We start from the raw sequence: 12,815 nt of genomic DNA on the forward strand, positions 1-12,815 counted from the left end.
GGCCCGCCCCCTTGCATCCCCAACTGACCTTGTACGTAACGGGAGTCCAGCCGTGCCCATGCAACCGTGGTTCACCGACGCCAAGTTGGGCATCTTCGTCCACTGGGGGATCTACGCCGTCGACGGCGTCCAGGAGTCCTGGTCGTTCTACGACGACATCGTGCCGCACGACCAGTACATGTCCCAGCTCGGCCGCTTCACCGGCGCGAAGTACGACCCGCGCGCCTGGGCCGACCTGTTCGCCCGCGCCGGCGCCAGGTACGCGGTGCTCACCAGCCGTCACCACGACGGAGTGGCGCTGTGGGACACCGAGTTCGGCGATCTCAGCCTCGGCAGGGACTACATAACCGGCTACGCCGACGCCCTCCGCGAACAGGGCCTCAAGGTCGGTCTCTACTACTCGCACTCCGACTGGAACCACCCCGACTACGCCAGCACCCGCAAACCGGGCCGCCCGCCCGAGCAGGAGGACAACCGGTACTCCGAGTGCTCGGCCGAGGACGAGGACCTCGAGGCCTGGGAGCGGTTCATCGTCTACCGTGACGGCCAGGTACGCGAGTTGGCCTCCCGCTACCGGCCCGACCTGATGTGGTTCGACGGCGAGTGGGACCGCAGCGAGGAGCAGTGGCGGATCAGGGAACTCGCCGCGCTCGTCCGCTCCTACTCACCGCATGTCGTCTTCAACGCCCGGATGCTCGGCGAGGGCGACTACGCGACACCGGAGCAGGGCGCACCCGTCGAACCCCCCACCGGGCCCTGGGAGCTGTGCCTCACCATCAACGACTCGTGGGGCTTCCAGCACCACGACCACAACCACAAGTCGCTCAGCCAGCTGATCCGCTACTTCACCGAGACCATCGGCGGTGGCGGCAATCTCCTCCTGGACGTCGGCCCGATGGAGGACGGCACCATCCCGCAGCCGCAGGTCGAGCGCCTCGAAGGCCTGGGGGAGTGGATCCAAAGACACGCCGAGGCCGTGTACGGCACGGTCCGCGGGCTGCCGGCCGGGCACCACTACGGGCCCAGCACCCTCTCCGCCGACGGCCGCACCCTCTACCTCACCCTGTACGACGTCCCACGCGCCGAGATCGGCGTCCGCGGGCTGGTCACCCCGGTCCGGAAGGTGAGCGTGCTCGGCACCGGCACCGAACTCGCCCACCGTGTCGTCGGCGGACTGCACGAGGCGGTCGGCGTGCTGTGGATCGACCCGCCGGCCGCGGCCGACCTCGACCCGTACGCCACGGTCCTCGCCGTCGAGCTGGACGGGGAGCTGGAGCTGTACCGGGGATCCGGCCGGTTCTGATCCTGTTCTGGTCCCGTTCTGATCCGGTTATGAGTCGGTTTGAAGGTAAAGGTCGGGAATTCTCATATGAAGAATTAAGAGAACGGTAAGTCGGCTGGTCACGGCGGGTTTTCGGGTCGCCGTGACCCCTCTGGTTCTCCTCTTGGACATCTTGAGTTCGCCTGTCGCCCCTGGGATGCGGAACGGCAGGGACGAGAGAAAGGCATCACCGTGCGAGACCCGCGAATGTCAGCGATCGCCAAGGGGCTCAAGCGCCGGGGACGGCTCATGGCGCAGGCGGTGAGTCCTCCGCGCAAGACCCTGGACGCGATCCCGACGCAGCGACCGGCCAAGCCGCAGCCCACCGGCGGTTACGTGGCCCCGCGCGCCCCGCGCCTGGTGGAGGCCCCGGTCTTCGTCCTCTCCTCGGTGCGCTCCGGTTCCACGCTGCTGCGCGTCCTGCTGAACAGCCACAGCCGCATCCGCGCCCCGCACGAGATGCACCTGCGCACGGTCCACGTCCGGATGTCCCGGGAGTTCACCGCGGACGCCATGAAGGAGCTCGCCCTCGACCGCGAGGAGCTGGAGCACGTCCTGTGGGACCGGGTGCTGCACCTGGAGCTCAGCCGCAGCGGCAAGGACGTCATCGTCGACAAGACCCCGCCCAACACCCTCATCTGGCCCCGGCTGCACCGATGTTGGCCCGACGCCCGGTTCGTCCTGCTGCTGCGCCACCCCGGCGCCGTCATCCAGTCCCTGACCAGCCGCCGCGCCGACCCCGACCACGAAGGGATCCGCGCCGAGGTCCTGAGCTACGCCGAGAAGCTGGAAGAGGCCCGGCAGCAGCTCCCCGGCGCCCATGTGATCACCTACGAGGACCTCACCGCCGAACCGGAACGGGTCACCCGCGGCCTGTGCGCGTACCTCGGCGTCCCGTGGGAGAGCGGCATGCTCGACTACGGCAAGCAGGACCACGGCACGTTCAAGCCGAAGCTCGGCGACTGGAGCAGCGAGATCAAGTCCGGCCGTATCCAGGCCGCGCGCCAGGCCGACCCCACCGCCGAACTCCCGCCCCGGCTCGCCGAGATAGCGAAGGCGTGGGGGTACCCGGTCTAGGCACCCCCACGCCACCGCTGCCGATGCTCAGCCGGTGAAGCCGGCCGTGATCGAGGTGAACTGCCAGTTGCTCTGGCTGATCCCGGAGCAGTTGCTCACCACGCCACCGCCCGCGCAGCCGCGGTCCCGGTTCACGGCCCAGAACGCGAGCCGGGCGATGTGGTGCGAGTTCCCCCAGTCGCGGATCTGCGTCCAGATCGCCGGGGTCGTGGTCTCCTGCTGGTCCGACAGACCGTTCATGCCGGAGATCCCGATGTGCGCGTAGGCCGTCGCGTCGTCCCACCCGAAGGTGGACTTCAGCTTGGTCTTCAGCCCCTCGGCCGCCGCCACGGTGTTGCCGTACATGTCGGCGCCGCCGCCGAAGTCGAACGGCATGATCGTGAAGACGTCGATGTTCGCGCCGAGCGACTGGGCCTGCTCGATGAGCCGGTTGCCGTAGTACGTCGGCCCGGTGGTGGAGGTGCCGAAGGTGACGATCGTCCGCAGGCCGGGGTTGTTGGCCTTGACCGTCTTCAGGGCGGTCAGGATCTTCGCCTGCACGGCCTCGTTCTCGAACTCGTCGGTGTTCTCGATGTCCATGTCGACGGATGTGAGACCGTAGGCGTCGATCACCTTCTGGATCGCCCCGGCCAGCGCGCTCGCGGACGAGCAGTTGGCGCCGAGCTTGCTGCCCTGCCAGCCGCCGAACGACGGGGTGATGTCACCGCCGGCCGCCTTGATCTGGTTGATCGCGGTCTGGTCGACGCCGCCGGTCAGCGCCCGGCTGCCGTCCCAGGCCGGGGTGCAGCCGCCCGAGTCCAGCACGAAGGCCATGGTGAACGACTTGATGCCGGTCGCGCTCATCACGGTCGAGGGGCTCGGCGGATCGCCCCAGCCCTCGAAGAGGTAGGGCGCGGCCTGCTTGAAACCGGTCCCGCCGCCGCTGCCCGCGTCGGTGGTCACGGACACGGAGTTGGAGGCGGCCGACACGTTCCCGGCCGCGTCCCGCGCCTTCACCGTGAACGTGTACGCCGTGCTGGCCGACAGCCCGCTCACCGTGCCGGAGGTCCCGGAGACGCTCGTCGCCAGGGTCGACCCGCGGTAGATGTCGTACGCCGTCACCCCGACGTTGTCCGTCGCGGCCGACCAGGACAGCGACACGCTGGACGAGGTCTTGCCGGTGGAGGTGAGGCCGCCGGGCGCGGTGGGTGCCTGGGTGTCGGAGCTGCCGCCGGGCCCGTCGAGGCTGATGTCGTCGGCGTAGTAGGTGCCCTGCGCGTACCAGCCGTGGACGTAGATCTGGGCGCTGGTCTGCGAGGCCCCGGTGGTGAAGGAGACGCTCAGCTGGCTGTACTGGGACGGCGAGCTGGTCCAGGTGGAGGCGCCGCCGGTCACCCCGAGATAGACGTACGAGCCGCGGACCCAGCCGCTGAGCGAGTACGTGGTGTTGGGCTGCACGGCGACGGTCTGCGTGCACTGGGCGGTGTCACTGGAACTCACGGCCCCCGCGAGGGCCTTGGACCCGCCGTGCACGGGGGAGGAGACGGCCGAGCCCAGGTTCCCGGTGCAGGACCAGGGCGAGAGGCTCCCCGACTCGAAGCCGGGGTTGGAGAGGATGTTGGCCGCCTGCGCGGTACCGGGAAGCGCGATGGCCCCGGCGAGCGCGAGGGCGGCGGACCCGAGCAGTGCGAGTATCCGACGTCTGGAACGTCTGAGCGAGTTGCGCACGCGATCTCCCTGATGGAATGGGGGTGTTCGGGAGTTGCACGAAGGTGCAGGGGGGTGCGCAACAAAGTTGGTATGGACCAATCCCGCTGTCAAGGACGCGTGCGTGAATTGGTCCATACCGGTGAGTCGAGGCGCCCCGAAAGGGGCGCGGGGCTGTGTTTGATTTGCGGCTCCGCCGCGTGGGCGCGATCAGCCACAACGGACCCGCAGTCGGCCGAAAGCCTAGAGCGGCAACACCTCAGCCGCTTCGTTCACGGCCTCCACCGCCGCAGGCATCGGCGCGGGCAGCACCATCTCCTCGGCCTCCTCCCGCTGCACCGGAATCGACGGCAGCACATGCCTCGGCCCCGACACCACCGCGTAGTCCTGCCCCAGGAACGGCGGCTCGATCACCCCGGGGTCCTCGCCCAGTGCCAACTGCACGGCCGCCCAAGGTGCGTTGACCCCGCAGAGCGACAGCTGGTGCAACCCCCCGGCGGGACGCGTGTTGACGTCGAGCAGCACCGGCTCGTCGCCGTACATCCGGAACTGGATGTTCGACAGATAGTGCAGGCCGAAACCCTCCGCGATCAGCCGGGCCGGCTCCAGCCACCGCTCGTCCAGCGTGAAACCGCGGCGGCGGCCCTTCTTCGTGCGGCCCACCGCCAGCCGGACCCGGTTGTCGGGCCCGGTGAGGCAGTCCACGGACACCTCCGGCTCCTCCAGCCTCGGCATCACCAGCCAGTCCACCGGCTGGTCGGCCCGGCGCAGCGCGTCGAGGACCAGGTCGAGCTGGACGTACGGCCCGGGGAACCCGTTGAGGTGAAAGAGCGAGAAGGGGGCGCGCGTGATCACCCGGAAGCCGACGCCACCCGCACCGGCGGCCGGCTTGAAGCAGGCCTTGTGCCCGTCGGCCTCCAGCTTCTCGACCGCGGCGGTCAGTTCGTCCGCCGTGCGGACCCGCCACCACGGCGGCACCGGGACCCCGACCGAAGCGACGGCCTCGTACGCGGTCGCCTTGTCCTCGAAGACCGCCGTGCCCTCCGGCGTCGGCGCCAGCAGGGCCGTACCGACCGCCTCGAAGTCGGCCCGGTGGGCGACGATCGCCGACTGGTGCAGCCGGGGCACGAAGACATCGATGCCACGGCGCTGGCACTGGTCGAGCGCGTACTCGACATAGGCGGCCGGGGAGAGACCCTCCGGTTCCAGATCGGCGGTGTCGGCGGCGGCCAGCACGGGGGAGTCGGCGTCACCGTGCGTCGCATGGATCTCGACCGCCCGGTCGCTGGGATTTTTCCGCAGCTGATCCATGAAGAACACGTTCTCCGCGTACGTGCGGTTGAGCCAGACGCGTACGCGAGAGCGCATTAATGCCGCCTTCCGGGGTTTTCGGGCAGGGCTCAGCGGGCCCGTGCCCGGGCAGGGTGGTTGGAGGGTCACCAAACCGCCCTGGACGAAGGGAAGTTCGTGGCGGAGGTGTTGTGGGGATCATACGGCTTTCAAGGGGCCCCGCGTGCAACGCCAGTGTTACGGATTTCCCGGGACTGTCCACGCGCGTTTTCCTGCACCGTCCACGTCGGTTTCCTTGACTGGCGGCCACCGGCCGGCGACCTGTCGAGGCCCGGCCGTCGATTGACCGCCGACAGGCCGACAGGTGCCCTTGTTCCGTGGACCCGTCATGTGTTGAGGTGGGTGGTGACGACGTGATCGGAAGGGGTACGGGTGGAGTCCACGGCCGGTGCCGGGCAACTGCTGGCCATCAGCGACCTGCACATCTCGTATCCGGAGAACCGCGAGCTCGTCGAGAAGATGCGCCCCGAGACGGATGACGACTGGCTGATCGTGGCCGGCGACGTCGCGGAGACCGTCGCCGACATCCGCTGGGTCCTGGAGACCTTCGCCGGCCGCTTCGCCAAGGTGCTGTGGGCCCCCGGCAACCACGACCTGTGGACCCACCCCAAGGACCCGGTCACCCTGCGCGGTGTCGCCCGCTACGAGCATCTCGTCGACCTCTGCCGGGAACTCGGCGTGGTCAGCCCCGAGGACCCCTATCCCGTCTGGGAGGGCCCGGGCGGCCCGGTGGTCGTCGCACCGCTCTTCCTGCTGTACGACTACTCCTTCCTACCGGCCGGCTGCGCCACCAAGGAGGAGGGTCTCGCCTACGCGCACGGCACCGGCATCGTCTGCAACGACGAGTACCTGCTGCACCCCGACCCCTACCCGACCCGCGAGGACTGGTGCCGGGCCCGGGTCGAGGCCACCGAGCGCCGGCTCGCCGAACTGCCCGAGGAACTGCCGACCGTGCTGGCGGGCCACTACCCGCTGGACCGGCACCCCACCGACGTCCTGTGGTACCCCGAGTTCGCCATGTGGTGCGGCACCACCCGCACCGCCGACTGGCACCGCCGGTTCCGCGTCGACACCATGGTCTACGGTCATCTGCACATCCCCCGGACCACCTGGCACGACGGCGTCCGCTTCGAAGAGGTCTCCGTGGGATACCCCCGCGAGTGGCGCAAGCGCTCCCAGCCCCCTGGTCAGCTGCGCCGTATTCTGCCGATGGAGGTCGGAACCGGTGATCGAGGAGCTGCTCCCGGACTCGGTGGTGGCCGTGGAGATGCTCGGTGACGAGGCGATCCGCGAAGCCCCCCTCTACCCCGAGGAGGCGGCGCTCGTCGCCCGTGCCGTGCCCAAGCGCCGTCGCGAGTTCTCCGCCGTGCGCGCCTGCGCCCGGCGCGCCATGGAGAAGCTCGGGGTCCCGCCGCAGCCCGTCGTGAGCGGCGAGCGCGGCGCACCGCGATGGCCGGACGGGCTGGTCGGCAGCATGACCCACTGCGAGGGCTACTGCGCCGCCGCCCTGGTCCGCGCCACCGACCTCGCCTCCCTCGGTATCGACGCCGAACCGCACGCCCCGCTGCCCGCGGGCGTCGCGGAGTCCGTCCTGCTGCCCTCGGAGCAGGAGCGGCTGCGCCGGCTCGTGGCCGAGCGGCCCGGCGTGCACTGGGACCGTCTGCTGTTCAGCGCCAAGGAATCCGTCTACAAGGCGTGGTTCCCCCTCACCGGGAAGTGGCTGGACTTCATGGAGGCCGACATCGAGCTCGTCCCGGAGCCCGGCGAGCGGCCGCACGGCACCCTGCACGCCCGCCTGCTGGTCCCCGGCCCCCAGGTCGGCGGGGAGCGGTTGCAGGTCTTCGAGGGCCGCTGGAGCGTGGGGCACGGCATGCTGACCTCGGCCGTGGTGGTGCCGCACCCCTGACCGTGCCCCCGGTCGTGCTCCGCCGGCTCAGGTGGGTGGGCACCAGTCGTGCAGGAGGCGGAAGAACGCCTCCTCGTTGCCGGTGAGTCCGGCCCGGGCCAGGGCCTCCTCGGCCTCGGCGAGCACGGCCGGCGGGACCACGAAGGGGCGAGCGCCGTCCGGCGGTCCGTCGAAGGCCGCGCGGACGGTGTGCAGCAGCCGCAGATAGGCCTGGACGGCGGTGCGCTCACGGTCGGTCAGTACGGCGGTGGGCATGGCTCGGCTCTCCCCGTCGGTCGTCACGGTCACGCGCCCGGACGGCGCGGCCGCACCGCGTGTGCGGTGCGCACCCACCAGCTTGCCGTCCGCCACTGACAACGCCTGCCCGCTACGCCTCGGTTCGCCCGCTCAGCCGACGCGGAACCGCACCGCGAGCCCCCTTAGGGAACGTCTCCTCGCCCGCCCGCACCGGAATCCGGCCGGGCCCGGCTTCACTTCCCCGGATAGCCCAACGAGGCTTCGATGCGGCCCGCCACGTCGTGCCGCCGCACCGGGCCGCGCAGCGCCGAACCGGCGAGCCAGGTCCGGCACTTGCTGGCCAGCAGCAGCCCGAAGGTCTCCGCGTCCTGTTCCTCGGCCTGGTCGAAGCGGGTACGGGCGGCCACCCGGCGGACGGCGGCCTGGACCGCGGCCCGGTCGGAGACCGCGCCGTAGCCCGTGCCTTCGTCGATGAGCCGTGCCGCCACCGCGACCCCCTCGACGTCATGGCCGTGGTGGTCGGCGTGCATGTGCCACAGCTCGTGGCCGAGGATCACCAACTGGTGGTCGGGAGCGGTGCGTTCCTCGACCACGACCAGGTCGCGGTCGGTCAGGTCGAGCCAGAGCCCGCTGGCCGTGCCGGGCGGGAAGACGGCCGTACGGAACAGGACCGGGCGGCCGCGGCGGCGGCTCATCGCGTCGCACAGCGCCCGGTACAGCTCCTGCGGCGGGGCGGGCGCGGGCAGGGTCAGCTCCCCGACCAGCTTGCCGCTCAGCCGGCGCATGTCCCTGTCGATGGCCATCTTCTCCCGTTCCCCCTCAGCTCACGACTCGGGCCGCTTGACGCTTTCCAGGAGCATGTCCAGCCATTCCGCGACCTTGTCCCGGTGCTGGTCGGTGGGCAGCTGGGCGGCCCGCCAGGCGATCCCGCGCACCCCGTGGTCCTGCAACAGCCGCTCCAGGGGGTCCGCCGCGGCCTCGGCCGCCGCCCGCTCCCGGTCGGCCAGCTTCTGCAGCAGCTCCTGCTCGACGCGCTGGAGGGCACCGGCCAGCGCCTCGGGGTCCGCGGCGGTGAGGAATCCGGCGTGCACCCGGAAGAAGCGCTGGAGGGCGTCGCAGTGCTCCATGGTCGGCCGCCGGTCGCCGTTGAGCAGGGCGCCGGCCTGCTGCCGGGACATGCCCGCGCCGTCGGCGATCTCCTGCTGGGTGTGCTTGCGGCCGTTGGGCTTGAGGCGGGTGCGGCGCAGCAGGTCGAGGCGTTGCAGGAAGCGTTCCTGGACATCGGGTTCGCCCGCGGGCCGGCCGCTGAGCAGGGCCTTGACCACGGACTCGGGGACACCGCAGGCGTGGGAGAGCCGTCCGACGTCGTAGACCTCGGCGTACGCCACGCCGAGCCGGTCGGCGAGCGCGGTGACGCGGGAGACGACGGCCGGCAGCTGGGCGGTCGCCGTGGCGCCCGGATCCTCGTAGCCATCCGTCACCGACAGAACTCCTACGTCTCTCAGAGGAATCAGGGGCTTCGCACGAGCGGTCGCCGTGGTCTGCCCGGCGTGGACCTCCCGGAGATTAGCGGGTCGTTCGAACTCACATCCAGGTGTCGCCACAACTGTGGCCAATTTCGGCCGTCAACAGGCATGAAATGCCACGATAGTTGACATGCCTCCGGGTGGGGCAGCAGGATCACATCGCCGCGAGAAGGCCGCATAGGCAAGAGGGGTGACCTCCCGATGGCATATCAGGCAGGTGGGCGGCGGCCGGCGCCGCGGCCCGTCCCCGAAAGTCTTGAGGCCCAGGCATATCTCCAGGACTACGCGTTGCTGCTGGACGCGGTCCCTTTCCCGTCCCTGGTGGTGGATCACCGCTGGGACGTGGTGCTGGCCAACGGCGCGTTCGAGACACTTTTCCGAGGGGTCGCCCCGCATCCCAGCGCCATGCCCGGGGACAACTTCCTCCGGTTCGTCCTGTTCCACCCGGACGCCGGCTCGGTGCTCGGCGCGCACGAGTCGGGCTGGTGCCTGCCGATGCTGGCCCAGTTCAAGACCACCCTGGAGCGGTACGCCCACGACCACGAACTCCAGTCGATCCGCCGGGAGATCGCCCAGGACCCGATCATGGAGGCCGCCTTCCGGTACGGTCTGCCGCACTGGCTGCGCGCGGTCGGCGAGGAGGGCGCCCGGCTCGACGGGGCCGTCCGGCCGGTGCTGCACCCGGACCCCATGCTGGGCGCCACCGAGTGCCGGGTGGTCGGCGAGACCGCCAGAACCCTTGAGGACATGGGCTACGCGCGTTACACCCTGGTGCTGCGCGCCGCCCCCCGCCCCGCCGCCCCGCGCCGCGCCCGCCGGCCCGGCGGCCTGGGCGCCCATCTGACCGTGGTCCCCGCCCCCGACGCCTGACCCGGCACCGTCGGCGTTCAGGTCGCCGACGGCGCCGGGCCGGTCGTCCGTACCGGCTCCGGCCCGCACCCGCCACCGTCGGCCGCCCGGACGCGGTCCCGTCTCACGCCGGGGCCACCGCCAGGACGAGCGGCACGCCCCGGCAGGGCACCAACCGCAGCGCGCCGAACGCGCCGGCCCGTCCGCTCTCCAGCACGGCCGCGAAGTCCGGCCCCCGGGTCAGCGAGCCGGCCAGATGCGCCGGGTCCGCCGACGCCGCCACCCGGCCGCGCGCGTTGACCAGCCGGGCGGGGCCGGGCAGCGCCCGCAGCAGGGGCAGCGCGGCCGCCTCGAAGTGCCTCAGATACACGTCGGCGGCGGCCACGCCCAGGAAGCGGCCCGCCCGTTCCACCGGTGCGGACAGGGTGAGGCTGTACTCGTCCGAGCAGAGGTAGTCGACGTACGGCCCGGCCACCGCCCGCCGCCCGGTGTCCCGGGGCAGCGTGAACCAGTCCCAGTGCGTGTAGTCGGAGTAGGCCGAGGTGCGCGGGTCGAGGTCGAGGAGCAGCGGCCGTACGTCCCCGCCGCCGTCGCTCTGCCACCACTCCAGCCAGGCCGGCACGTCGCCCAGCAGTCCGGGCGCGGCCACGAAACCAACGCCGGAGACCAACTCCTGCCGGGTCAGGCGCAGATGGAGCCCGGGGCGCAGCGCGGCGAGGTCCGCGGTCACCGGCCGGCGGCCGTCGGCGGCCACCCGGGCCAGCAGCGCGGCGGTGTCGGCACGGGTCTGCGCGACGGCGTCGAACACCGCCTCCAGGGCGTGGCCGACCCGCTCGGCCACATACTCCTCGGCGGCGGCCGGCGTCCTGGTCACGGGAGTGGCGGGGACGGTGCCGCGGCTCATGCTGCCCTCCGGCGGACGGGGGAGCGGGCGCGGTACGGCTACAGGGTCAGCCGCAGGGCGATGAGCCGCGCCGTCGAGTCCCGCACGCACCGCTCGGCCAGCTCCCTGGCCGATGCGTCCGCCCCATCCTGCACGGCCGAGATTACGGACCGGTGACGGTCCGCCACCTCTTCACGATATTCGTCGTCGCCGAGCACAAGGCACAGCAGCGCCCCGACGTCCGTCTGGAGCGCCACCTGTTCCCGGGTGAGCCGGGCCGACTGGGCGGCGGCCGCCAGCTCCACCTGGAAGCGGCCGTACAGCCGGCAACGCGCCGACGTGTCCCGGGCCCCCCGCAACTCCTCGGTGGTCCGGCGGAGCTGGTCCAGGTCGTGGTCCTCGGTGCGCTGTGCGGCGAGGTGCGCGGCGGTGCCGGACAGGGCCGCCCAGTGGTCGCCGAGGTCGCGCAGCTCCTCGGGGCTCCAGCCGCGCAGCCGCTCCAGGAGCCGCTCCCGGCCGGGGGTGTCCGGCAGGGAGACGAAGCTGCCGCCGCCGCGGCCCCTGCGGGTGACGACCAGGCCCTGCTGGCGCAGGGCCATCAGCGCCTCCCGCAGGGTCACCGTGGACACCCCGAGCTGTCCGGCCAGCTCCGTCTCGCCGGGCAGCTGCTCGCCGTCGGCGAGCAGGCCGAGTTCGATGGCGTCGCCGATCCGGCGTACGACGGCGTCCACCCGGGCCCCGCTGTCCACCGGGGCGAAGACGGCCTTTCGGGCGCCGCCGTCCGTCTGCTGCTGTTCCACGGCCCACCACCCTATGCGTTGACCCAAGCTTTACCTCAGCAGGGTCTTGAGCTTTGAACTATGACTTCATATCTTTCCGTTCACCACGTGCAACGCAGGAGAGCACCAGAAAGGTTCCCGCCCATGGAGGCCAGCGCGATCCGGTTGCGGGATCTGCGGAAGTCGTTCGGCGACACCAGCGCCGTGGCAGGAGTCGACCTGGAGATCCGCGACGGCGAGTTCTTCTCGATGCTCGGCCCCTCCGGCTCCGGCAAGACCACCGTCCTGCGCCTGATCGCCGGCTTCGAGAGCCCCACCTCGGGCGTGGTCGAACTCGCCGGACAGGACGTCACCCGCCGCGCCCCCTTCGAACGGGACGTGCACACCGTCTTCCAGGACTACGCCCTGTTCCCGCACATGAACGTCGAGCAGAACGTGGCCTACTCCCTCAAGGTCCGCCGCATCGCCAAGGCCGAACGCCTGGTCCGCGCCCGCAAGGCCCTCGCCGAGGTCCGCCTGGACGGCTTCGGCGGCCGCCGCCCCGCCCAGCTCTCCGGCGGCCAGCGCCAGCGCGTCGCCCTCGCCCGCGCCCTCGTCGGACGCCCCCGCGTCCTGCTGCTCGACGAGCCCCTCGGCGCCCTCGACCTCAAGCTGCGCGAGCAGATGCAGCTCGAACTCAAGGCCCTGCAACGCGAGGTGGGCATCACCTTCGTCTTCGTCACCCACGACCAGGAGGAGGCCCTGACGATGAGCGACCGCGTCGCCGTCTTCCACCAGGGCCGTATCGAACAGGTCGGCACCCCCGCCGAGATCTACGAACGCCCCGCCACCGCCTTCGTCGCCTCCTTCGTCGGCACCTCCAACCTGCTCACCGGGGACACCGCCCGGCGGGTGCTCGGCGAGAGCGGCACCCACAGCATCCGGCCCGAGAAGATCCGGGTCCTGAAGGAGACCGCGGGCCCGGGCGAACCCGGCCACGCCGACGCCGTCGGCACCGTCGCCGAGGTGGTCTACCTCGGCGACGCCACCCGCTTCCTGGTCGACCTGGACGGCGGCGGCCGGCTCACCGCGCTCCAGCAGAACCTCGACACCTCCGCCGAGGACGTCGCCGCCTACCGCGGCACCCGCGTCCGGCTGCGCTGGCAGCGCCGGCACACCGTCCACGTCCCCGACTGACCCGCCGTCCCTCACCTCTGGAGTA

General features: G+C 71.4%; 13 protein-coding genes. 6 read left to right on the plus strand and 7 right to left on the minus strand.

Features of this window, described 5'->3' with window-relative positions; genetic code table 11:
• The first annotated feature begins 52 nt into the window (after positions 1-52).
• Entirely contained in the window at positions 53-1,303 is a 1,251-nt protein-coding gene (locus tag ACFWXC_RS07220; protein WP_384474400.1) for an alpha-L-fucosidase, read from the plus strand.
• Between the two features lie 225 nt (positions 1,304-1,528).
• The gene (locus ACFWXC_RS07225; protein ID WP_384474403.1) at positions 1,529-2,398 is read left to right on the plus strand and encodes a sulfotransferase family protein; all 870 of its coding nucleotides are present in this window, start codon (positions 1,529-1,531) and stop codon (positions 2,396-2,398) included.
• Positions 2,399-2,425: 27 nt separating this feature from the next.
• On the opposite strand, the gene ACFWXC_RS07230 is transcribed toward ACFWXC_RS07225, so the two are convergent.
• Both ACFWXC_RS07230 and ACFWXC_RS07235 read right to left on the minus strand, forming a co-directional pair.
• Complete coding sequence (locus ACFWXC_RS07230) at positions 2,426-4,105, minus strand: carbohydrate binding domain-containing protein (protein ID WP_384474406.1); 1,680 nt, start codon at positions 4,103-4,105, stop codon at positions 2,426-2,428.
• 222 nt (positions 4,106-4,327) lie between these two features.
• Positions 4,328-5,452 (minus strand): ATP-grasp domain-containing protein, encoded by a 1,125-nt coding sequence (locus tag ACFWXC_RS07235; protein ID WP_384474409.1) that lies wholly within the window; start codon positions 5,450-5,452, stop codon positions 4,328-4,330.
• A gap of 354 nt (positions 5,453-5,806) precedes the next feature.
• Here ACFWXC_RS07235 and ACFWXC_RS07240 point away from each other — a divergent pair, with 354 nt between their 5' ends.
• Both ACFWXC_RS07240 and ACFWXC_RS07245 read left to right on the plus strand, forming a co-directional pair.
• Entirely contained in the window at positions 5,807-6,712 is a 906-nt protein-coding gene (locus tag ACFWXC_RS07240; protein WP_384474412.1) for a metallophosphoesterase family protein, read from the plus strand.
• Positions 6,660-7,340: a 4'-phosphopantetheinyl transferase gene (locus ACFWXC_RS07245; RefSeq protein ID WP_384474415.1), complete on the plus strand. Its 681-nt coding sequence runs from the start codon at positions 6,660-6,662 to the stop codon at positions 7,338-7,340. Before ACFWXC_RS07240 ends, ACFWXC_RS07245 begins: the two co-directional genes overlap by 53 nt.
• A 27-nt stretch (positions 7,341-7,367) precedes the next feature.
• Here ACFWXC_RS07245 and ACFWXC_RS07250 read toward each other — a convergent pair whose 3' ends face one another.
• From ACFWXC_RS07250 to ACFWXC_RS07260, 3 genes are all read right to left on the minus strand, one after another.
• Positions 7,368-7,595: a hypothetical protein gene (locus ACFWXC_RS07250; RefSeq protein ID WP_384474885.1), complete on the minus strand. Its 228-nt coding sequence runs from the start codon at positions 7,593-7,595 to the stop codon at positions 7,368-7,370.
• Positions 7,596-7,810: 215 nt separating this feature from the next.
• The gene (locus tag ACFWXC_RS07255) at positions 7,811-8,380 is read right to left on the minus strand and encodes a toxin-antitoxin system, toxin component (protein ID WP_384474416.1); all 570 of its coding nucleotides are present in this window, start codon (positions 8,378-8,380) and stop codon (positions 7,811-7,813) included.
• Positions 8,381-8,401: 21 nt separating this feature from the next.
• Complete coding sequence (locus ACFWXC_RS07260) at positions 8,402-9,058, minus strand: helix-turn-helix transcriptional regulator (RefSeq protein ID WP_362573247.1); 657 nt, start codon at positions 9,056-9,058, stop codon at positions 8,402-8,404.
• A gap of 246 nt (positions 9,059-9,304) precedes the next feature.
• Here ACFWXC_RS07260 and ACFWXC_RS07265 point away from each other — a divergent pair, with 246 nt between their 5' ends.
• The gene (locus ACFWXC_RS07265; protein ID WP_384474420.1) at positions 9,305-9,973 is read left to right on the plus strand and encodes a hypothetical protein; all 669 of its coding nucleotides are present in this window, start codon (positions 9,305-9,307) and stop codon (positions 9,971-9,973) included.
• A 103-nt stretch (positions 9,974-10,076) separates the two neighbouring features.
• Here the strand turns inward: ACFWXC_RS07265 and ACFWXC_RS07270 are convergent, their stop codons facing one another.
• Together ACFWXC_RS07270 and ACFWXC_RS07275 are read right to left on the minus strand one after the other, a co-directional pair.
• On the minus strand, positions 10,077-10,856 hold the full coding sequence (locus ACFWXC_RS07270; protein ID WP_384474423.1) for a cache domain-containing protein: 780 nt from the start codon (positions 10,854-10,856) through the stop codon (positions 10,077-10,079).
• 38 nt (positions 10,857-10,894) lie between these two features.
• The gene (locus tag ACFWXC_RS07275) at positions 10,895-11,635 is read right to left on the minus strand and encodes a FadR/GntR family transcriptional regulator (RefSeq protein WP_384474426.1); all 741 of its coding nucleotides are present in this window, start codon (positions 11,633-11,635) and stop codon (positions 10,895-10,897) included.
• Positions 11,636-11,758: 123 nt separating this feature from the next.
• Between ACFWXC_RS07275 and ACFWXC_RS07280 the strand changes: the two genes are divergently transcribed.
• Positions 11,759-12,790 carry an ABC transporter ATP-binding protein gene (locus ACFWXC_RS07280; RefSeq protein ID WP_384474429.1) on the plus strand — a complete coding sequence of 344 codons (1,032 nt, stop codon included), beginning with the start codon at positions 11,759-11,761 and terminating at the stop codon, positions 12,788-12,790.
• Positions 12,791-12,815: the final 25 nt, after the last annotated feature.

The sequence above is a fragment of the Streptomyces sp. NPDC058683 genome (assembly GCF_042716195.1).
In the GTDB taxonomy this organism is placed as follows: Bacteria; Actinomycetota; Actinomycetes; order Streptomycetales; family Streptomycetaceae; genus Streptomyces.